The 21,749-nt window shown below is 43.1% G+C and carries 20 protein-coding genes and 1 riboswitch; of the genes, 13 read left to right on the top strand and 7 right to left on the bottom strand.

Features of this window, described 5'->3' with window-relative positions:
- Positions 1 to 154: 154 nt before the first annotated feature.
- Positions 155 to 583, bottom strand: a complete 429-nt coding sequence (locus QUF07_RS09355; RefSeq protein ID WP_054747339.1) for a hypothetical protein — start codon at positions 581 to 583, stop codon at positions 155 to 157.
- A gap of 21 nt (positions 584 to 604) precedes the next feature.
- A complete protein-coding gene (gene rlmD, locus QUF07_RS09350; protein WP_289427266.1) occupies positions 605 to 1,990 on the bottom strand; it encodes a 23S rRNA (uracil(1939)-C(5))-methyltransferase RlmD in 1,386 nt (461 codons plus the stop codon).
- Positions 1,991 to 2,228: 238 nt separating this feature from the next.
- Between rlmD and QUF07_RS09345 the strand changes: the two genes are divergently transcribed.
- From QUF07_RS09345 to QUF07_RS09335, 3 genes are all read left to right on the top strand, one after another.
- Positions 2,229 to 3,155, top strand: a complete 927-nt coding sequence (locus tag QUF07_RS09345; RefSeq protein WP_289427265.1) for a hypothetical protein — start codon at positions 2,229 to 2,231, stop codon at positions 3,153 to 3,155.
- Entirely contained in the window at positions 3,083 to 3,871 is a 789-nt protein-coding gene (locus QUF07_RS09340; RefSeq protein WP_217165193.1) for a DUF5776 domain-containing protein, read from the top strand. Before QUF07_RS09345 ends, QUF07_RS09340 begins: the two co-directional genes overlap by 73 nt.
- A 282-nt stretch (positions 3,872 to 4,153) precedes the next feature.
- Positions 4,154 to 5,044, top strand: a complete 891-nt coding sequence (locus tag QUF07_RS09335) for a 3-hydroxyacyl-CoA dehydrogenase (RefSeq protein ID WP_289427264.1) — start codon at positions 4,154 to 4,156, stop codon at positions 5,042 to 5,044.
- Positions 5,045 to 5,199: 155 nt separating this feature from the next.
- Here QUF07_RS09335 and QUF07_RS09330 read toward each other — a convergent pair whose 3' ends face one another.
- Together QUF07_RS09330 and QUF07_RS09325 are read right to left on the bottom strand one after the other, a co-directional pair.
- Complete coding sequence (locus tag QUF07_RS09330; RefSeq protein ID WP_217165198.1) at positions 5,200 to 6,045, bottom strand: aldo/keto reductase; 846 nt, start codon at positions 6,043 to 6,045, stop codon at positions 5,200 to 5,202.
- Positions 6,046 to 6,220: 175 nt separating this feature from the next.
- Positions 6,221 to 6,724, bottom strand: a complete 504-nt coding sequence (locus QUF07_RS09325) for a GNAT family N-acetyltransferase (protein ID WP_217165201.1) — start codon at positions 6,722 to 6,724, stop codon at positions 6,221 to 6,223.
- A 134-nt stretch (positions 6,725 to 6,858) separates the two neighbouring features.
- On the opposite strand from QUF07_RS09325, the gene QUF07_RS09320 reads away from it, so the two are divergent.
- The 7 genes from QUF07_RS09320 to QUF07_RS09290 all read left to right on the top strand — a co-directional run bounded on the left by QUF07_RS09320 (position 6,859) and on the right by QUF07_RS09290 (position 14,027).
- Positions 6,859 to 7,716 carry an oxidoreductase gene (locus tag QUF07_RS09320; RefSeq protein WP_289427263.1) on the top strand — a complete coding sequence of 286 codons (858 nt, stop codon included), beginning with the start codon at positions 6,859 to 6,861 and terminating at the stop codon, positions 7,714 to 7,716.
- Between the two features lie 50 nt (positions 7,717 to 7,766).
- Positions 7,767 to 7,875: riboswitch (TPP riboswitch) on the top strand.
- A gap of 593 nt (positions 7,876 to 8,468) precedes the next feature.
- Positions 8,469 to 9,068: an IS607 family transposase gene (locus QUF07_RS09315; protein ID WP_502879004.1), complete on the top strand. Its 600-nt coding sequence runs from the start codon at positions 8,469 to 8,471 to the stop codon at positions 9,066 to 9,068.
- On the top strand, positions 9,043 to 10,224 hold the full coding sequence (locus QUF07_RS09310) for an RNA-guided endonuclease InsQ/TnpB family protein (protein ID WP_217342214.1): 1,182 nt from the start codon (positions 9,043 to 9,045) through the stop codon (positions 10,222 to 10,224). Before QUF07_RS09315 ends, QUF07_RS09310 begins: the two co-directional genes overlap by 26 nt.
- Before the next feature lie 153 nt (positions 10,225 to 10,377).
- Entirely contained in the window at positions 10,378 to 11,166 is a 789-nt protein-coding gene (gene thiM / locus QUF07_RS09305; protein WP_289427262.1) for a hydroxyethylthiazole kinase, read from the top strand.
- Positions 11,167 to 11,609: 443 nt separating this feature from the next.
- Positions 11,610 to 12,431: a bifunctional hydroxymethylpyrimidine kinase/phosphomethylpyrimidine kinase gene (thiD, locus tag QUF07_RS09300; protein WP_217165446.1), complete on the top strand. Its 822-nt coding sequence runs from the start codon at positions 11,610 to 11,612 to the stop codon at positions 12,429 to 12,431.
- 1 nt (position 12,432) lies between these two features.
- Positions 12,433 to 13,086: a thiamine phosphate synthase gene (gene thiE / locus QUF07_RS09295; RefSeq protein WP_289427261.1), complete on the top strand. Its 654-nt coding sequence runs from the start codon at positions 12,433 to 12,435 to the stop codon at positions 13,084 to 13,086.
- 101 nt (positions 13,087 to 13,187) lie between these two features.
- Entirely contained in the window at positions 13,188 to 14,027 is an 840-nt protein-coding gene (locus QUF07_RS09290) for a hypothetical protein (RefSeq protein WP_289427260.1), read from the top strand.
- A gap of 110 nt (positions 14,028 to 14,137) precedes the next feature.
- Here QUF07_RS09290 and QUF07_RS09285 read toward each other — a convergent pair whose 3' ends face one another.
- Positions 14,138 to 14,629, bottom strand: a complete 492-nt coding sequence (locus QUF07_RS09285; RefSeq protein ID WP_217165162.1) for a hypothetical protein — start codon at positions 14,627 to 14,629, stop codon at positions 14,138 to 14,140.
- A 257-nt stretch (positions 14,630 to 14,886) separates the two neighbouring features.
- Between QUF07_RS09285 and QUF07_RS09280 the strand changes: the two genes are divergently transcribed.
- Together QUF07_RS09280 and QUF07_RS09275 are read left to right on the top strand one after the other, a co-directional pair.
- Complete coding sequence (locus QUF07_RS09280; RefSeq protein ID WP_289427259.1) at positions 14,887 to 16,458, top strand: NHL repeat-containing protein; 1,572 nt, start codon at positions 14,887 to 14,889, stop codon at positions 16,456 to 16,458.
- A gap of 459 nt (positions 16,459 to 16,917) precedes the next feature.
- Positions 16,918 to 17,565, top strand: coding sequence for a GPP34 family phosphoprotein (locus tag QUF07_RS09275; protein WP_289427258.1), 648 nt, complete (start codon positions 16,918 to 16,920; stop codon positions 17,563 to 17,565).
- 179 nt (positions 17,566 to 17,744) lie between these two features.
- Here the strand turns inward: QUF07_RS09275 and QUF07_RS09270 are convergent, their stop codons facing one another.
- On the bottom strand, positions 17,745 to 18,119 hold the full coding sequence (locus tag QUF07_RS09270) for a hypothetical protein (protein ID WP_289427257.1): 375 nt from the start codon (positions 18,117 to 18,119) through the stop codon (positions 17,745 to 17,747).
- 150 nt (positions 18,120 to 18,269) lie between these two features.
- On the bottom strand, positions 18,270 to 19,007 hold the full coding sequence (locus tag QUF07_RS09265) for a matrixin family metalloprotease (protein WP_289427254.1): 738 nt from the start codon (positions 19,005 to 19,007) through the stop codon (positions 18,270 to 18,272).
- 233 nt (positions 19,008 to 19,240) lie between these two features.
- Between QUF07_RS09265 and QUF07_RS09260 the strand changes: the two genes are divergently transcribed.
- Positions 19,241 to 21,181 (top strand): ABC transporter ATP-binding protein/permease, encoded by a 1,941-nt coding sequence (locus tag QUF07_RS09260; protein ID WP_217342218.1) that lies wholly within the window; start codon positions 19,241 to 19,243, stop codon positions 21,179 to 21,181.
- Positions 21,182 to 21,749: the final 568 nt, after the last annotated feature.

Below are 21,749 nucleotides of genomic sequence, written 5' to 3'. Positions count from 1 at the left end.
TCTTTTGAAATCTTAGTCATAAAAAATACCTCCAAAGCTAAAGTTTTTACTTTAACTTTGGGGGTATAGGTCAAAAAGTTGATTTTGCATCATCCTCTTTATTTTGGGTCAATTTTGAGCTTCTCAGCTATCAAAGCTGAGGTCACTCTGCCCACTATTCTTTCGGCTCTTTCCAGTAGTTGTAATTACTCAGCAGCTCCTTGGATCGCTGATCGGCTGGCACAAAGCCGATATTGAACAGGTGCTTGAAATACATCATGTTGTAGATAAATAACCAGACGATTCCGAGACCATATGATCCAAGTGTCCAGGCAACCTGTAAGGTTTCGCCCATTCCCATTGATAAGCCCATGGCAACAATCAACTGAATGGCTGTCATGCATAAGAAATTGTACCAGTCAGATCGAAATACCGGTACCATGATGCTGAACCAGAGGGCTGTCCATGAGAGGCCAACCTTGGCAATTCGGATTTGACCGTTTTTTTTGTTAACGACCGTCGCAAAATTTGGTGGAATTGGTAACAAGTTTTGATTTTGATCATCATTGTTGTCGTTATTCCCATTACCAAATGGATTTTGCATGGTATTCCTCCCTTGCTTAATCTATTTTTTCTTGAATTTGACCACACATTCACATCTGGCAGTTTGTGGAATCAAATCAACCGACTGAATGTATTCGACGTTATACTTTTGAGTTAATTTTACTAGATCTCTTGCTAATGTCGATGGGTTACATGAAATATACACGAATTTTTTAGGAACAATGTCTAAAATTGTATCAATCAAAGTGTCTGCTAGGCCCGTGCGTGGTGGATCCACAATGAGGGCTGTTGGTTTCCAGCCGTCTTCGATCCACAGTGGCAGCAGTTTTTCAGCCTCACCGACTTCGTACAATGTATTCATGATCCCATTTCGAATTGAATTAGCATTGGCATCATCCACGGCATCCTTAATTGTATCCATTCCGCGGACTTCACGAACTTGGTTAGCCACGGATAAGCCAATTGTTCCAACCCCAGAATAAGCGTCGACTAATTTTTCTTTACCGGTCAGTTCCAGGGCTTTGAAGGCTTCCTTGTAGAGAACTGAAGTCATGGTGGGGTTGACTTGGAGAAAGGCCCGAGCCGACAACTCAAATTTAAGGTCGTTTAGAATTTCAGTAATTTTTTCTCGACCATCAATGTGGATGGTTTCATCGCCCCAGATCATGGATGTCTTACCTGGATTAATATTTTGCATAATTGAAACCACTTCTGGCAGTTCAGCGTGGATGCGTTCCACTAACTGATGCTTTTTGAGCAGCTTCTTACTTTGAGTGATGAAGGTCACTTGAACTTCGTTGGTTGCAACAGCGGCCCGGACAACCACCGTTTTGATGATCCCAGCATTCTTTTCCTCGTTATAGACTGGAATCTTCAAGTCTTGGATCATTGAAACAATTGCCCGCATGACTTTCATAGTGAGTGGGTACTGAAGAGCCGATGTCTTTAAGCCAACCACTTCATGGCTGCGGGTCTTGTACAAGCCCGCAATCACGTTGCCGTGACGGTCTTCGCGAATTTGAAAGGTCGCTTTATTTCGATAGCCGGTGGGGTCGTCCATCCCAATCGTCGGTAGTAATTTAAACTTTCGGTAGCCAGTTGGTTGATACTTTTCGAGAGAGTCGCGGATAATATCGCGTTTAAAGGCCAATTGAGCCGGGTAAGCAAGATTTTCAAGCTCAAAGCCACCAACTTGATTAGCATAATTGTCAACCGGGCTCACCCGATCCTTGCTTTTTACCACGACGTTGACTAGGGTTGCCCGAATAAAATTCTTCAGGTCTTCAACAACTTCGACAAGTACTTTTTCGCCTGGTAGCGCACCAGGAACAAAAACCAGTTTCCGTTCGTAGTAGCCGATCCCTTCACCGTTGATGCCGAGACGCTTAATTTGAATTGTAAATTGTTCACCAAAATTTACGTGAACTTCTGTTTTATTGTTATACATTGAACCGTCCTTATATTTGTAGTTACTAAGTATGATAGCACATCGGGGTGGGAATTCGGAGAGGGATGTATTGAGTAGATGATTTGTTATGAAAAAGTAAAGATATTATTAAATTGTTTGTGTTAACTAAATGCTTTAATCAAATTATCATTTTAGAATAGTAGCAAAATCATATTGTAATAAAGCTATCATAATTAATTGATGCAGAAAGACGTTTATTGAGGGGAGCATGTTGTAATTGAGTAGCTGGATTGTAAAGTCGATAATATTAGGAGCCATTGTGATTGGTGGAATTTCTCAAGGCCCGTTGTTTAATTTCAATGTCAAGGCTCAGGGGCTACAGGCATCTGTTGAGAATACAGCTGATAATGGTTTGCCTGGTTTTCCTACCAGTGGTGTTTTCGAAAATAACGTCAAATGGAATTTAAATACGTCAACGGGCCTTCTCACTATTGGTGGAGGGACATTAACAAAGTTCTATGATTCCGAGGAAAACTACGATGGTGGCCGGTTACCCAATTGGCCATGGTCGGAATTTGATGGCCCTGGCAACTATGGGGAACTTGTTAAACAAGTAGTTATTACTGGCCCATTAAATTTGGAAGGCAGTTCTCCAGATACATTTTTAGGAAACATGCCTAATCTTACAAAAATAGTTGGAATGTCAAATTTGAGAACATCTAAAGGGACAAACTTCAATTCTATGTTTCATGGAGACAGTTCCTTGGAAGTGCTGGATCTTTCGAACAAAGATATGTCAGCTGAAATGGAAGAGGCAAATATGCTCGCCCTTAACTACGGTGGAAGTGATATCAAGAATAACAAAATAAGTAAACTTATTTTAGGGCCAGCAATTATGCTTGGTGTAAAAGAATATTATGATGCTGATTTGGCTTTCCCAGATGGTTCCGACAAATGGCAATCTGCATCAGATAGTACACAAGTTTATACACCACAACAATTAATGGCTCTTTATAGCAAGGGCAATCCCAATCATCCGACAAAAGTGGAAACATGGATTCCGTATACTAAAGCAAGCTTAAATTTGCAAAAGACTGTGGAGATTCATACAGATGAAAAATTGATCCTAGTATGGCTTTTATTTCGGCTACCGATGCAAGCGGAAATAAACAGAGTTACCAACAGGCACTGGCAAATGGGTTAACCGTTAATTTGAATCGGCTAGATGCCACGAAAGCTGGACAATATGTGGTTAAATATAGTTATCTGGGGGAAACTGGTACTGTCAATGTCATTGTAACAAACAAGCCAACTCCGGCTCCAACACCAGTCAACAATGGCGGCGAGTCGAATAATGCAAGCACTAACACCAACTCAAATAACAACGCGTGGAATCCGACTAGCTCAACTACAACAAGCCAGCCGGCCGAACCAAACTATGCCGCTGTTCAGGGCTCTGCTGTTTATGCCACCAAAGGTATCTACATGTATAAGAATGCCAACTTTAAGAAGAGTCAACGGATTGCCAAATATCCCAAGGCCAAGCGAGTTAACCGCCCAATGTTTGTCGTAACCGGTTATGCGCGTTCCAACAATGGCACATTGAGGTACAGGGCTCGTGATGTTAACCACGGTAAGAAGACGGCTAATAAGGTGGGGTACATTACCGCAAGTCGCAAGTACGTTGTTAACGTTTATTACAAGACAATGCCTAAGAATAAGAAGATCACTGTCATTGCCAAGAGGGGCGTTCATGCATACAGGAACGTTAATTTAACTGGTAAGGCTAAAACTTACAAGAATGGCAAGCATCTTCGCGTTAAGAAAATTGTTAAGCATAATTTGACCACTCGTTATCAATTGAGTAATGGTACTTACCTGACAGCTAATAAGAAATTAGTGATTCAAGGAAACTATTAATTCAGTAAATTATCAAGTCAATTAAAATGAAATCCAGTTAGAAATTGTCGCCAGTACAGATCGGCCTTCTAACTGGATTTTATTGTATTCTTAAAAAAGCTTGTGAAATGGAAATGAGCTGGCTAGGGTGGTCAGTACCCAATCATTTCCCTTGCCACAAGAGATTTAGATGCTTCATTTCTCCGCCAATAAGACTCATTTGTTGCATTTCACAAGTAGCCTGCTATATTTAAGTTAGGCTTGAAAACGTAATCATTTATAATTGGTGAAGGGGGATTTAAAATGTCTATTAAAAAGGTAACTGTTGCTGGTAGTGGTGTATTAGGTAGTCAAATCGCGTTTCAAAGTGCCTTCAAGGGCTTTGACGTAACCGTTTATGGTATTAGTCAAGCGGCTGTTGATCAGGCTGAGAAGCGAATTAAGGGATTGCGCCACGCTTATCGGCATGATATTGCGGCCACCGATGAAGAATTCAATGCCGGAATTACCCGTCTAAAGTTTACTGACGATCTTGCCGGAGCCGTTAAGGACGCTGATTTGGTGATTGAAGCGATCCCGGAAAATCCGGATATCAAGCACGATTTTTACAAGAAGTTGGCAACTTTAGCGCCCAGTGCGGCAATCTTTACAAGTAATTCGTCAACTTTAGTACCAAGCATGTTTGCGGCAGATACTGGCCGGCCAAAACAATTTCTGAATATGCACTTTTCCAACCAAGTTTGGTTGAATAACACTGCCGAAATTATGGGTTCACCAGAAACCGATCCGGCCATCTATCAAGAAATTGTGCAGTATGCACGAGATATTGGGATGGTGCCGATTCAGCTTAAAAAGGAACAGCCCGGCTATATCTTGAACTCACTATTAATGCCGTTGAATGCGGCGGCAGGGATGCTTTGGCTGAAAGGAATTGCCGATCCAAAGATGATTGATCGTACCTGGATGGTTGCCACTGGCGCACCGTGGGGACCATTTGGTATTCTGGATGCGGTTGGTATTCGAACCGCCTACAATATTACCTTGGCGGCGGCTAACCGGAACCCGGCTGTTAAACCATTGGCAGATGCTTTCAAGAAGATGCTTGATGAAGGCAAACTGGGGGTTGAATCAGGTGAAGGATTCTACAAGTATCCGAACCCGGAGTATAAGACCAAGAAATTCATTGAAGGGTGAATTAGGTAGCTAATCAAAAGAGTCTTCAGCTTGTGAAAGTTAAAAATAGGATCAAAGATTTATAAAAGGATATTTGCAGTTAATAGAAAAAGTCCCGTAAGGCCAGTGTTGAAAAATATTGGCTTTACGGGACTTTTGTAAACACTGAAGAGGAATTACCACGTTGCTGTATCAGGGTCGGTTGCTAAGCCAAATTTACCGTGAAAACCATCAATCGTCTTCATGTCAGCATTTGATAGGTTGAAGTCAAAGATGTCGGCATTTTCTTTGATGTACTTTTCATGAACCGACTTTGGCAGTGGGAGAAAGCCATGCTGCAACGACCAACGAAGGACAACCTGAGCAGGCTGCTTGCCATACTTTTTCGCAATTGGTTCAAGTTCAGGAATCTTGAAGACACCACCAGTTCCAAGTGGGCTGTATGCTTCAGTCAAGATATCATGGTTATCGTTATATTCAATTACCGCCGGCTGCATATCTGACGGGTTGATGAACATTTGGTTGACCATTGGCTTGACCTTCGCCGTTTCTAATAACGCATCCAAGTGTTTGGGACGGAAGTTGGAAACCCCGATAGCTTTAGCGGTACCGTGATCGTAGAATTCTTCCATGGCCCGCCAAGTCTCGGCGTTTGTTTCTTGCCAATTATCCCGGAATTTAATCGGATTCGGCCAGTGAATCAAGTAAAGATTGACATAATCGAGACCGAGGTTTTCAAGCGATTTGCCAAAGGCTTCTTTGGTCGCTTCGTAGCCGTGATCGTTATTCCATAGTTTCGTGGTGACGAATAGGTCTTCACGTGGAACGCCACTATCCTTAATGGCTTGGCCAACTTGTTTTTCGTTACCGTAACCTGCGGCAGTATCGATGTGGCGATAGCCGGCGTTTAGTGCAGCTAAAACGGAATGATAAGCCTCGTCGCCAGTCGATTGCCAGGTTCCAAAACCAACTTGGGGTATTTTGACGCCGTTGTACAACGTGTACGTATCTGTTAATGACATTAAATGATCCCTCCTATAAGTGAATCTATTTCCATTTTAATGGAATGACTAAATTGCGACAACCATTCGCACTCAGAGGTTCATGGGAAAAGTGAGCGGAGTAAAGCGGTTAGAAGTCAGAGCGTAAGTCTCCTCGGGGAGAAATTCCCGGTCTTGGAATTTTTCTCCGAAGTGCTTACGAGCAGGCTTCTGCTTTACGGAGCGGTCCTAAGAAAAAGCGGTCCATGGAAGAATGTTCACCGGTTTGAAGGGGATGGCCAATTTCTTTGAAGCCATATTCTTGATAAAGATGAATGGCGGTGGTTAATGCGTGGTGGGTTTCAAGGTAGAGCTTTTTATAACCACTTTGTCGAGCAAACTTGACCGCAGCATCCAACAAGTGATAGCTGAGGTGTTGACCCTGGGCTTTCTTGGTCAAATAGAGCTTTTGGAGTTCAGCCACGCCAGCTTCTTCCCCGTATTCCGCGATGCCATTACCACCGAGGACGTTGCCGTGCTCACTAACAGCAACAAAGTATTGACGGTTGGGGGATGCAGAGTAGTAGGCACTCAGGTTATTGAGCTCCGGGTCAAAATAAGCGGTGCTAGGAATATTTAAGCCAAATGATTTTAATGAATGTTTGATGATCCGTGCCAAACTGGCATCGTCTTGCTGCTTGATGGGGCTGATTGTGACCAAGTAAGTCGCCTTCTTATTCCAAATTTGTGCTTTAGATAATAACACGATTTGATTGTGAAGCAAAGGGCATGTGAACGCTTTAAGTGATATAATTGCATTAATTGAAATTTCAATGCCTTTGGAGGGGATAATTTATGACCAAAAAAGTAGCGATTGTAACTGGTGCATCATCTGGAATTGGCAAGCAAATTGCTAAGAATTTGTTTCGAAATGGGATGGATGTGTATGCTTTGGCTCGGCGCGTTTATAAAATGAACGAGCTGGATGACTTGGGCATTCACACGCTCCATCTCGATGTTGCCGATCAGGACGAAATTGATGAAGTTGTGAGCCAAATTGCCGACGAGGCCGGTCGAATCGACGTTTTGGTAAACAATGCCGGGTTAGGAACGTTTGGTTCGGTTGAAGAAGTTGACCTTTCTGAAGGTGAATACGAATTCAAGGTGAACGTTTTTGGAATGGTCAAAATGATTCAGGCGGTCTTGCCAACAATGCGCGAGCAGAGGAGCGGCCGAATTATTAATATGTCCTCAATGGATGGCAAGCTGGCGAGTTTGATGGGTGCCTGGTATGTGGGATCCAAATTTGCGATTGAAGGCATTAGTGATTCATTACGGATGGAACTCAAACCATTTGGCATCGATGTGGCAGTCATTGAACCGGGGGCGATTCAGTCAAATTGGAAAGGCATTGCGATTGATAAACTGATGGAAGTGTCCGGAGAAGGTCCATACGCGGCAATGGCAAGGCAGACAGGTGACTTTTTTGCATTAGCGTATAAGTTTGCCTCAACACCAAGAGTCGTTGCCAGAATGGTTGATAGGGCTGCCTTAGCTCGTCGGCCAAAGACCAGATATGCAGGTGGCGCGGGGGCAATGCCAATGCTGTGGGCGAGAAAAGTATTGCCAGATAGATGCTTAGATGCCTTGAATTTGGCGATGTATAAATACACCCAAAGAATTGTCAATAAGCAAACTGCCTTCAACAGGTGAGCTAAGAAAAGGCCATTGACTAAAAATTTCGAATACAGTATTCTTAAATAGTACAACACTAGGGGTGCCGCTGATGAACGGCTGAGATAAGTCTGAGAGATTTGGACCCTTGGAACCTGTGAGCTAGGACTTGCGTAGGAAAGGTGTAGAGTGCGAAAAGCAACGGGTTGGCGCGGTTGCCTAAGGAACTTCTGGTTAAAATCCTGGTTCTGGGTTTTAACCAGAAGTTCCTTAGGCAGTTAGCGTCAGTTGCTTTGAGCACGTTTCCACTAGGTGAAAGCAAAGCCACCAATCACCCAGTGGAAAGCAATATTTTTAAATTCTGAAAAATATTCACATCATACCGACCCAACGAGGAGCTCCAGGCAATTTCAATGTCTGCGCTCCTCTTTTTTGGACAATTGTGCTGTACTTACTTATCTTAGGACAGCTGCGCCGGGCAGAAACTTCCACATAAGCACCTTCTGCAAAAATTCCAAAAGCGGAAATTTCCGCTGAAGGAGACTTATGTTCCAGTTTCTAAGCGCCCAGCTCCGCTCACTTATCTTAGGACAGCTCTTCCAAGCAGAGATCTGCATGTAAGCACCTCGAACAAAAATTCCCACAACCGGAATTTCTGTTCGAGGAGACTTACACTCCGATCTCTAACCGCTTTGGTGCACTCACTTTACCTTAAAGGAGCGTGAAAACTGTTATTAACAATATATTCTAATATGTTTCTATATGTTTTCATGTATACGAGGCGAGTATACATGAAACCAAAAGAATTGGCTGAACGTTTAGGGGTATCGGTTAAGACCTTGCAAAAATTGGATAGTCAAGGAAAACTCCCCGCTAAACGCACTGTCACGAACCGTCGTTATTATACTGAGGCCGATTATTTAAAAGCAATTGGTCAACCCAAGGCTAACCGCAAAAATGTTATTTATGCTCGGGTATCAACCGCAGCGCAGCAGGATGATTTACGTGATCAAGTTGAGTTCCTTAGACAATATGTAAATGCAAAAGGGATCATCGTTGATCAAGTAATCACTGACGTCGGGAGTGGCTTAAATTATAAGCGCAAAAAGTGGAACCAATTGCTTGATGAAGTGATGCAATCCAAAGTCAACCAAATTTATATCGCCTATCCTGATCGTTTTATCCGATTTGGCTTTGACTGGTTCCAGCAATTTTGTGCAAAATTTGGCACCGAAATTGTGGTGGTCAATAATGAACAATTTTCCCCTGAAGCGGAAGTTGTTCAAGACTTAATTTCAATTATTCATATGTTTTCCAGTCGGGTAGACGGACTGCGAAAGTACAAAAAGAAAGTGAGTGACGATCATGACGTTAGCCACCTACAAAGTTGAAATTAAACCAACCAATGAACAAGCCTATCTAATTGATCGCCATATTGGCGGTAGCCGTTGGGCATATAACCTTTTTCTGGAAATAAATCAAAAACGATACCAAGACGGCTATTGGTATATGGGAGCTTACGAGTTCGCCAAATGGTTTAATAATGAATATTTACCTGCCAATCCGGACGATTTATGGATCAAAGACTATTACGCCAAATCAACTAAACAGGCGTTTATCGACGCTGATACGGCGATGAAGCGGTTTTTTAAGCACCAAAGTGGCTACCCCAAATGGCGTTCCTATAAGCGTCATCAAGGATCGTATTACTTTGTTAAAAATAGTTCCAAGCAAACGATCGTTTCTGAACGTCACCGCATTAAACTCCCAAAGCTCGGTTGGGTACGATTCAAAGAAGATGGTTATTTACCAACGGACTTTGAGCATTATGTGGTTAAATCCGGTCGGATTAAAGAACAAGCGGGACGTTATTATCTTACGTGTCTGGTTGAACAACCAGAACAACTTCATGAACTCTTGTTAGGTGATCCAATTGGGATTGATCTCGGGGTTAAAGAATTTGCCGTTATCGATGATGGCACTATTTATCGCAACCGGAACAAGGATCATCAAGTTAAACGAATTCGAAAACGATTAAGACGCACACAAAGAAAATTATCCCGTCAGTATATTGCATATAAAGCTCGTAAAACGAAAGAAGGAAAATCTGCTACTGACCTCAACCTGGCCAAAACAGAGCGGAAATTGCAACGTCTATACCAACACTTACACAACATTCAGACTGATTACCAAAATCAAATTGTCGCTAACTTGGTGAGAACCAAACCGAATTGGGTGTCAATTGAGGATTTGAATGTTAAAGGCATGATCAAAAATCGCCATTTAGCCAAAGCAGTTAACCAACAAGGGTTCTATAATTTCAGAACTAAGCTGATTAACAAGTGCCAACAATTGGGAATCGCGGTCCATCTCGTGAATCGCTTTGAGCCCACATCAAAGATATGTCACCAATGTGGATACAAAAAAGTTGATTTATCATTGAGTGAACGCATTTATAGATGCCCTAATTGTGGCAACGTGACCGATCGCGATATTAATGCTGCGTTGAATATTAGAGATACTGACAACTTTGTTTTAGCCTACTAACCAGGCGACAAAGAATGTACCGGTGGCTAGCCGGGAATTTACGCTTGTGGACTATCATATCAACCATAGTAGAGAGCTTGTGTCGAGGTGGGATAGGATGAAGCAAGAAAAATCTGGATATACATTCAGGTATATTTTCAGTAGCAGAAAATCATGAAAATAGATTTGCTGGATACATTGCGAGAAAAGAACCCGATTGCTTTTAATATTTCTAACTTTGTTACGGTTCAAGACGTTGCCAACGGGATTAATGCCTTGGGAGCCTCACCGATCATGTCAGAAGAACAAAATGAAGCAGAAGCCATGGTTAAGATGTGCAACTCAGTCACCATCAACCTGGGCGCCTTTACAGAACCTCAGTTGGAGCAAATTGCCACGGTCTGTGCATTTGCCAACAAAGAAAAGAAACCGATTGTGGTTGATCCGGTCGCAGTTGGTGCCGTTGAATACCGAACCGAGCGTTGCAATGAGTTATTGGATCAAATTGATGTGGCCGTTATTCGGGGAAACGCGGGTGAAATTGCAGCTCTGGCAGATGTTGAATGGAACTCAAAGGGAATTGATGCTGGTGAAGGATCCGGTGACCTTGAAGAAATTGCCAAAAAACTAGCCAACAAACGAAACTGTGTCGTCGTGGAAAGTGGCAAGACTGATATTATCACGGATGGCGAGGCAGTGGTTCGAGTTTTCAATGAAACGGATCTCTTCAAACTGCATGTAGGTTCGGGTGATATGTTGTCCAGTACGATTGGCTGTTTCTGTGGTGTTGAAAGTGATGCGTTTGAAGCAGCCCAAACGGCAACGGCAGTGTTTGACGTGGCCGGTGAATTGGTTGCCAAGTCAATGAAACAACCACTAGCAGGTTCGTTTGGCCCCCAGTTGATCGATAAGCTGCATTTGATAGACGTAAAGACGGTGGAGAAGTGGGCGGAATATGAATAGAAAAGAGTGCGAAACCAAGCGGGAATAACCGGAGCATAAGTCTCCGCCAACGAAAATCCTGGTTTTGGATTTTTGTTGGTGGTGCTTATGTGCAGGTTATTGCTTGGTTGAGCACGTTTCCACTATGTAGCCAAGTAATGGTAATCCTGGGTTTTGGATTTTTGAGTAAGGTGCTTATGTGCAGATTCCTGCTTGATTTCGCACGTTTCCGCTATGTAGCCAAGCAGTGGAAATTCTGGTTTTGAATTTTGATCAGAAGTTCCTTAGGCAGTTAGCGTCAGTTGCTTTGAGCACGTTTCCACCATGTAGCCTAAAACAACATAAATCCTGGTTTTGGATTTATGGATGAGGAGGCTTAGGTGCAAGTTTCTGCTTGGTTTCGCACGTTTCCACTATAATAAATCATTTCAAATCAATAAGGACCAAAAAGAGGAGCACTTAACATGATTAATCAAACGATTCAAACGTTGACAATTGCTGGCACAGATAGTGGCGGTGGTGCTGGCGTGATGGCGGATATTAAAACGATGCAGGAGCGGCATGTGTTTGCTGCTGCGGTGGTGGTTGCCGTGACCGCCCAAAATACGATTGGCGTTCAAGATTTTATGGCAATGCCAAAGAAAATGATCGACGAACAATTTGCCTCTGTAGCGGGCGATTTGAAGATTCGCGCATGTAAGACGGGGATGCTTGCAGACGTTGCCACAGTAGAAGCTGTTGTCGAAAATCTGAAGAAGTATGACTTGGGTCCCTTAACGGTAGATCCTGTGATGATTGCGAAAGGCGGTGCCCGACTGCTGTCTGAAGATGCAATCGCAACGGTTCGAAATGACTTATTGCCATTAGCGGATTTGTTGACACCGAATCTGCCTGAAGCTGAAGAATTGACTGGAGCTAAAATCGAAACCAAAGATCAAATGATCACGGCTGCCAAGAAGCTTCAAGCCCTTGGCGTCAAAAACGTCATCATCAAGGGCGGCCACCAGACAAGCTCAAAAGAATCTTCAGATTTTGTGCTCCTTGAAAGTGGCAAGTCTTTTTGGGTCAGCTCCCCGAGAATCGATACGGTCCGTACCCATGGAACTGGTGATACTCTATCGTCTTGTATCACAGCTGAAATTGCGAAGGGTAAGGACATGGAGACAGCAATTCGAATTGGTAAGAAATATGTCCAGGCAACCATTGCCAATGGAATTGAAGTTGGCCATGGTCATGGCCCGCTAAATCACTGGGCGAAAATTTCTGACGAGGAGGGTAACGATTAAAATGGGAATGAAATTTGATCTGTCAATGTTGCGAAGCTATTTCATTGCCGGTACTCAGGATATCAAGGACGACCGGACCCTCGAAGAAGTTTTGAAGCAAGCACTGGAAGCCGGTATCACGGCATTTCAATATCGTGAAAAGGGGCCAACGTCACTGACTGGCGATGCGAAGCTGAAATTAGGCCAAAATCTGCGGGCATTATGTACTGACTATCAAGTGCCGTTTATTGTTGATGACGATGTGAAACTAGCGCTTAAAACCAACGCGGATGGCATTCACGTTGGTCAAAAAGATGAACGGGTGACCAAGGTGATCGATCAGGTGGGTGGTCGGCTATTCGTTGGCTTGTCGTGTGATACTGCTGCGCAAGTTCAGGTTGCCAATGAAACGGCCGGCATCAGCTACATCGGCAGTGGCCCAGTATTTCCGACTGGTTCTAAATCCGATGCAGATCCGGTTATTGGCGTTGATGGGTTGGCCAAACTCGTGATCGTCAACCAGTTGCCAGTTGTCGCGATCGGCGGAATTACCGAGGATAATCTCAAAGCGCTACCAGCTACTGGGGTTGCCGGAACATCAGTGATTTCAATGATTGCCCAGAGTGATGACATTTTTCGAACGGTTAAAGCGATGAACGCTGTCTTTGACAAATAAAGCGAAATTTCGGTTATTTGTGAAGAACATGATAGAATATCAAGTATCAGATTTGGCTAGTCTAATTGACTAGTCTTTTTTAAATGATTGGTGGTCTCTCGATGACAAATAATAAAGCAAAGCAAAACTTGTCGGCAAAATTAGCAAACATTCAAAACCAAATTGACCTCAGCAAAGCTCATAAGATTACGCCAACTCAATTAGATCATAATCCCCGCCGTTTCCGAGTTCAGCCGCAGAATAATGTGACCGACCCAAATTGGCTGACCAACAATTTGGAACAGAGGCAGGCTCGCGTGAAACAGCTTGAGGATAAGTATCCACTTCATAAAGTGTATTTTAATCGGATTTCGCACATGGGCTGGACTTGGATCGATCAGATGCCACTAGACTCAAAGCAAATTGGCGAGCTGATGAAATTGAATGTGCATGATCTGAATAAAACGTTCGAGGACGCTTTGACGGCTCATTCATTTGAATTGTTAAACGCTAATTTTGATGACTTGGCAGATTCGCTGGATAAAGGGCACGCCAAGCAAGTCAGGATGATTAAAGACCTGATTAATTTGGATCCTAAATACCATCTGGTTTTGTTCAACACCTTGTTTGCGATTCTGGAAGAAACGACCATTAAAAAATATGGTCAGCCGCACACTGCAACGTGGAATTATAATCCAGCCTTGAACGTTGTGAAACGGATCACCCACCAGATGCACAGCGATCAACAGCGGCGATTTGGCAGATTACTGGAATTAAACGAGTTGAATGTCGTAATGGGATTATACAAGTACGCTGATTTTAATGATTATACGTTAAAAACGATGCCGTATTCTCGCCACACCGTTGAGCACGGCAGATTTGACCCAAGCAATTTAACCTTTACCCAGTTCATGCAGCTGGTGTTGATTTGCAGAAACATTGCCTGGTCGCTGAAAAATTGACGGAAAAATAATGCAAATATCTTGAAAAAAGAAAAAGCCACGAAAAAATGAGCCATATCCCAAACCGCAATACTAACCTTGGGATATGGCTCATTTTCCATTATTTGGGGTCACTCCATATTAAATCCTTCAACATGAGCTTGGGGGACCTTGGCAATAGTTCCCGTCATCGATTTCATGACGTCCGTATTGTTGCGAGTGTAATAGTAAACCTTGTGAGGAGTAAAATCTGGCGACTTCACTTTATATTCTTCTAGGACTGGTTGCGTAAAACCTGCCACGTTTTTTTCGGTAATTCGAGCAATTGTGACATCTTGGGTATTCGGCGTTCCAAATGCTTTCCAGCCTTGGGTGTTTGTGGGGCCAAACACAAAATAGTTTCCTGAACGGGTGTAGTTGGTCGTGGGCGACGCGGTTCTGACACCATCTTTGTAAAAGGTAAATTCAGTTTCATTGCCGTACCAGTTACCGCGAAATGCTTTTGAAACGGCATTGGGGTTGGCCGCGGCGGCATTGTCGCGTTCGTTTGAATTGACACCGGAAACAACGACTATGGTGCAGAAGATTAACGTCAATAAAATAGTTATTGTTGATCTTTTCATGATGAATCACTTCTTTCACACCCTGAGTGTACCAATCTTATGTAAATAACGTGTAAATTTCTTGTATCAAGTCTGTACAGTTTTTTTGATAGGCGGAAAAATAACCCAACCGCGTTAATCATGTTACACTGGAATTACTTACTCGTTACATATATTAGGTTTAGATAAAATTCCACGGATTTGCTTGCGAAAGGGCAACAAACCGTTAATATGGAACTTGAGTAATAAATCATATATTGAATTAAGGTGGGATAGTTATGAAGGGACATTTTAAGCTAGCCGTTTCAGTGGCTTTCTTATTTGCTTCGGTCGGCATCTTTGGTGTTGGCTCAAGTGTCCAGGCGGATGTGATTGATAATCCGGGTACGGCCGGATCGATCAGCCAGGTTAATTCTGGTAATGTCTTAAAGGACTATGATGAGAATTCCCTCAACAAGGTTGATAATTCGACTCCTGAGGGGAATATGAGTAAAAAGTACACCAAATATAGCCTTGATCCAACGGGCTATAATTATGGTAATAGTTATTCAACCATTGCTGGGAGTTCACAGAGTACATCTTTTAAGACAAAATGGTTCTTACCAGATGGTTTCAACGTTTCTGATTATCAACATGGTAATTTTCAGAGTGTAACTTTGGATGATGAAGGTAACATTTACTTCATCGAATCAAATGGAACGAACACTAATAAAGGGGCCATCGTTAAATTTAACCTTGCTAAGCTTCAACAGTTGGGGGTTAATTCCGATATCCTGTTACTGTGGAAGGCCTTTGATTACTTTAACCCATTCTCTGATGAGGGACTGCAACACAACCAAGAATATGATCAGATCAACAGCCAATTACAAGGGGCATTTGATCAGGTTAAATCTTTGACGAAGACCTTGAACCAGAATCAGTCATGGCAGAATAACCAGGTGAACTACCAAAAGAACGCCCAAAAGTGGTATAAGAGCTGGAAAGCCAAGAAGGCTAAGAATACTAAGATTGCCAAATCATACAGGTATTCTTATGCAAGCCGAAATAAGGCCAAGAAGGTTGTTAAACAAGCAACTGCTAAGATGGCTAAGTGGATGAAGTCCTATCAGATGCACAAAGCTAAGGTTGCTAAGTATGACACGAAGATTTCTGGTATTCAAAATCAATTGAATACTTACCAGAGTCAAATTGACGCTGCGAAGGCCCAGAATCCAGAAATGTTTAAGTACGTTGAAATTGCGCAAACTGCTCAATTGAGTCCGGAAGTTGATATTGGTCATGGTCAAACATTGTCATTTAACCCAGATAACGGCCATATCTACTTAGCGGAAGATAATACGTTAACGGATTTAGCATCCCGTGACGATAACAACACCGTCTTCGAAATGGATCCAGATACGTTGAAGCCAATTCGTGAATACAACTTCAAGATGTATCATGGTGACAGTGCCAACTTGCAATTGCATACCTTAGCGTTTGACAATGATGGCAATGCCTATTGGGGCCGTAAATACAATGGCGGGTACATCTTCTTCTATGGTCGCCTCGATCAAAATGGTGTCAGCTTCCAGGCTTCATCATCATATGTCGGTAATCGTGGTGGCTCAACCAACCAAGGGGTTGCAGTTAACCCTGCGAATAATCGATTGTACTTCGTTTCCGATGATATCTTAACGTCAGTGCCAACCAGCAAGATCCAAAGTGGTAACTTCTCGGCAAGTGACGTGCATTACCAAGCATTTAATTCGGGCCGTGAGTTCGAGAGCTTAGCGTTTGACCAAGATGGTTACGGCTACTTGTTAGCCTTATGGCCACCAGAGTTGATGCAATCGACGGATCCGCTAAATTAAAAGTAAGTGTGCGGAGAAAAGCGTTTAGGCGCGGTAATATAAGCATAACTCCCCTAAAATCCTGGTTCTGGATTTTAGGGGAGTTATGCTTATATTGTTAGCGCCTGCTTTTCGGAGCACCATTCGGCTATGTAATGCCGGAAATCCTGATTTTGGATTTTAGAGAGGTTGGGCTTATATTTTTAGCGTCAGCTTCTTGAAGCACGTTTAATCTATGTAATGGCGGGCCCATCCTGATTTTGGATTTTTGAGAGGCCCTTCTTATATTGTTAGACAAGCGTCTGCTTTTCGGAGCACCCTTCGGCATTGTAATGGCGCAGATCCTGATTTGAAATCTTAATGTTGGTACAGACTTTGATTGGCAAATATTCAACTCGCAGCGCAATTTCTTGCCATGATTGATAAAACAAGCTATCTTTGAATTAAACGTAAGGGTAACCGTAATGGGAGGTTGTTATCATGATGAGCCTGAGCTATACAGAGCAATTTGCGTTGTGCGTGTTGGGACAGAAGCCAAAACTGAATGCCTTTAAAAAACGAGACGTCGCCTCTTGCCTGCTGCTATCAGAAATTGTTGAGTTACTTCGTGATGGGAGTCTCCAACTGACTGCAGATGATAAGATGGTCGTCGGCCCCGGCGCCAAGCCTTCCAAAGATTATTTGGTGCCAGTCGCCAGAGATATTCAAGGCCGTAAGTTGCAGACAATTAATAGTTATATCAAAAATGCTGTTTTGTCCGTCAGAAAAAAACGGGTGACGGAATTTGCGGCGGCACTTTGTAACTCGTTAATCAGTGACAATATGCTGGACGAAGATGAGAATAAATACTACGTCAATCAAACGGTGATCGACCGCAGTTTAACGGAACTCTATCATGATTTGACAACTAATAAGGAGCCCCACGAAGTAACGGTAATGTTGGCAATGCTGCTGATTAATTCAGGCTTGTTCAAGAGTTATTTCCCAAAGGATGAGGCGACGCAAATTCAACTGCGGTTGAAAGAAGTCGCAAAGTCAGATCAGTATCCGTTAATTTCGGATGTGATTAAAAGGGTACACACCGAATTGTCTCGGATTGTTGCCAGCGTGCGAAGAGAAGCAATTTGAGTTTCGATTGAAAAAACGGTTAATTCCAAAATATAAGCCAATCACCTGGACATTCGAGTTTTGAATGTTGGCATGATTGGCTTATATTTTAAGGATTGCTTTTTGACTTAAGTTTTAGCAATATCGTATTCGAAAGTTCAAAGTGGTTGAATATCAACCAGCTTCTTGCTTTCACGTTTTTATTCGACTGGGTACTTTGCCTTGAGGGCATTTAAGGCTGTCACGTAAACCATCGTCGGCTTTTTGCCAGCCAGAAAATCAGCAACGTCAACTTCACTGACAGCCATTCCCTTGAGCCAAGCAGTTTCTGACAAATGTGCTGACGCTTTGATGGCCCTCAGCTTTGCCAACAGTTCTGCTGGCGTTAAGCTCAACAGGTAAAGCCGTTGAATCTGCTTCAAGACGGATTCGTAAATACCAGGGGCGGCCTTCTTCTGATTGTATTCAGCAACTTCCGCCGGCGTGAATTCCACAATATTGAACAAGTAGTCATCGGGGAGCTTCAATTTATCTTGGTAATCTTTGATCTTCATAAACAATTCATCAACAGACATTCTAAAACCTCACATTAATTTAGTGTCATGCATCTATTTCATGATAAGGCAAAATGGGGAAGATTGCTACTGGAGATGAATTGGACATCATTTAAATGACTAAAACCACCATTCGGACTGGATAACTTCTTCCGAATGGTGGCTTTTTAATTAACTGGCATAGGCGCGTTTAATTGCTTCCACATCATTATTGGTAATTTGGCGGCCAACCGGGGTCGGATTCATGATGCTGTGATCGGAATCCGAATGTCCCAAGCCGCTCGCGTGACCGAGCTCATGTTCGGCAACCCGAGTGCGGTCTGATTTAGAATATTTGTGATCGTTGCAAGTGTTGTCATACACAATCGCGGTAGCAACCTTTAGTAGTGGCAGGTTATTCAACCGCGTTTGATTATAAAAAGTCGTGGTACATAAGCCGGAATGTTCGGGCCGAACCGCAGTGCTGGCATCCAAATGAACGTCTGGCGTTTCGCCATTAGCCTTAACCAACTTAATGACGTTAAATTGATTCCAGTTATCAACGGCCGTCTGCCAAATGTCTCGATAGTAATCGCTATGAGTGTCGAGCTTGTATTTGATCGTTGAACTTTTCCAGCGATATCTGACCGGGGTCGCCACCTCATCCTGCTGTTTGACGGCATATTCCGGCTGAAAATTGCGCTGTTGAGAATTAGACTTGGAATTCTTTTTTTTCGTCACTTTTTTCTTTGCAGGCTTGCTCTTTTTTTTCGGCGCCTTTTTCTTGGTGGCCTTCTTTTTGGCCTTGGCATGGCTAACCGTTTGGCTTTCCGAGTTGATTGGTGCAGACAGCTCATCCACTTTGGTCATTCCTAAAATGATTACAACCAGTGATATAATGGCAATTCCTAATTTTAACAATCGTTTCATGACAATCTCTCCTTTGGGCTTGGGGCGCGGATTGCGATCAGGCAAAACGCGTCTACAAGTATTTAGTCCCCACTAAATTTCCCTCAGAAGTTGTCACTTAACTATATCCTTATGATAACTATTAATTATTAACACGTCATTTTTAACGCCTATCCACAGCTTCGGTAGGCAAAACGGCTAATCTGCGTTAGAATAACACAAGCACTTTAGCTAGACAGACATTGGAGGTACTCATGAGCTACTTAGAATTACGCAACATCAAGAAATCATATTACTTGGGCAACCAGGAATTCCCAGTATTAACCGGGATTGACTTGTCATTTGATCAAGGGGAATTTGTCTCGATCCTCGGTGAATCTGGTGGTGGGAAGACCACTCTGATGAACATTATCGGTGGCCTGGATAGTAATTACTCCGGGGATGTCGTGTTGAACGGCAATTCCTTGCGCCATGATACTTCCAAACAATTGGACGCATACCGACGCCAGACGATTGGGTTTATTTTCCAAAATTTCAACTTAATTAGTCATTTGACGATTTTCGAAAATGTCATGGTTTCCTTGGAAATGACAACGTTAAGCCATAAGCAGCAGGAACAGCGGGCTCGAGAACTGTTGACCAAAGTTGGCTTAAAAGAACATATGAAGAAGTACCCTAACCAAATTTCTGGCGGTCAAAAACAACGGGTGGCAATTGCCCGCGCTTTGGCTTCTGATCCTGAAATTATCATCGCTGACGAACCAACAGGAGCCCTGGATAGTCAAAATACTCAGGAAATTTTGCAGCTGTTGGACGAAATTGCGACCGATGGTAAATTAGTGATCACCGTGACTCATTCACAGACGGTGGCCGATTTCGGGACCCGAATTGTTCGTTTGGCCGATGGAAAAATCGGCGAGGATAAAACCATTAAAGAACCATACAAAGCCAGCGCTGCCAACGAATTATCAACGCGAACGTTGAAATTTGGCGCCACTTTGAAGATGGCGCTGGAAAACATGAAGTATAACTTGAAACGAAACCTGCTCATTGTTTTCGGCGCGGCGATCGGAATTTTTAGTGTCATTGTGATGCTGGGGCTTGGAAACGGTGTGCAGGGTTACATCAACCACGAAATTTATTCGCAGGTGAACCCGAATGCCGTTCAGGTTACGAAAAATGTGTCAACGGATTCCAGCCCGGATATGAGTAAGATTAATGTGAACGCGAAGGATAAATCGCGGATTAAGAACATTAAGAACGTGCAAAGCATTGATAACGGCTTCTTCGTTCAGGGTGGCAGCCAATTGCGCCAGGGAAGAAAGACCGCGTCAGTGTCGTTTATGCAGACGTATAATAAGACAATTCTGAATAAGAGTATTTCCAAAGGCAAGGCGCCTAAAGACGGGCAGATTATGCTGACAAAGGAAATTGCTGAGAAGTTTAACAAGAAGAACCCTAATTCGATGGTGGGTAAGAAGATTACCTTTTATCAGAATACGTTGAATAAGCAAAAACGGCCGGTTGTATTGACACGGACATTGACGGTGAGTGGCGTTTCCAAAGCCAACACGGGTTCCACATCAGTGACCTATAACACGATGAAGTCGATTTACCATTCCAAAGGCTTGAGCATTAAGCCAAACTTCGTGACGGTTGAAATTGCTGGCAACGTTAAGAACGTGAAGCCGGTGACTAACAAAATCAAGGCATTCAAGAATGAAAAGGGTAAGGCAGCTTACCAGATCACTGGAGTTGGTGGCTTTGTAGATACGTTGAATACCTATATCACGCTAGCAGTTAACGTGTTGGCAACGATTGCCGGGATTTCACTGTTAGTATCGGCCATTATGATCATCGTCGTACTCTATATCAGTGTTTCCGAACGAACCAAGGAAATTGGTATCTTGCGGGCATTGGGCGCCTCAAAGGGCAGTATCAGGAACCTGTTCTTCTCGGAAGCCTTCTTCATTGGCTTGTTCTCCTCAGTCTTAGCGATTGTTTTAGCGGAAATTCTCCAGTGGGGTGCCAATAGCATTGCCCAGTCGGGAATCAACTATTCAATCATGCAAATATCAACGGGAAACTTAATTTTCGGCTTCTTGGTATCAGTCATCATCTCGCTGTTGGCGGCATTGGCTCCAGCGGGAAAGGCTGCAAGGCTGGATCCGATTGAGAGTTTGAGCTATGAATAATAAGTGAGCGGAGCAAAGCGGTTAGAAAGTGGAGTCTAAGTTACTCCGACCGAAAGCCAGGGGTCTCGGCTTTTGGTCGGAGTGACTTAGGCGCAACTTTCTGCTTTGCGGAGCTGTCCTAATAATAAGTGAGCGACAAGCAACGGTTTGACGCGGTAATATAAGAACACCTTCTCTAAAATCCTGGATTTGGATTTTAGAGAAGGTGTTCTTATATTTTTAGTCTCAGTTGCGCCGGAGCGGTCCTAGTCTATGTGAAAAGAGCTCCTTCTCTAAAATCGTGGTTTTGGAGGAGGACTCTCAAATATTGAATGTTAGTTGCGTCAGAGCAGCCCCAACGTATAGTAGAATATTACCAAAATGTGATGGGTTATTGCTTTCAAGTCAGGTATTCGAACTTAGTTTGACAGATGCAATTAATGATTGAATAATAAGCTTATGGAAACACTATGAGGTCATTACTTTAGATTTTTACAGAAAATAAAGTTTTTATATGGTAGATTGCAAATTTAATCCGAATTTTTGGACAAATTTGTCAGCATAACCTGATACGGTGTTTGCCAGTCGA

It is taken from the genome of Lentilactobacillus sp. TOM.63 (assembly GCF_030361045.1).
In the GTDB taxonomy this organism is placed as follows: domain Bacteria; phylum Bacillota; class Bacilli; order Lactobacillales; family Lactobacillaceae; genus Lentilactobacillus; species Lentilactobacillus dabitei.
The sequence above is the reverse complement of the archived record's forward strand: the minus strand, read 5'-3'. Positions and strand labels throughout refer to the sequence as shown.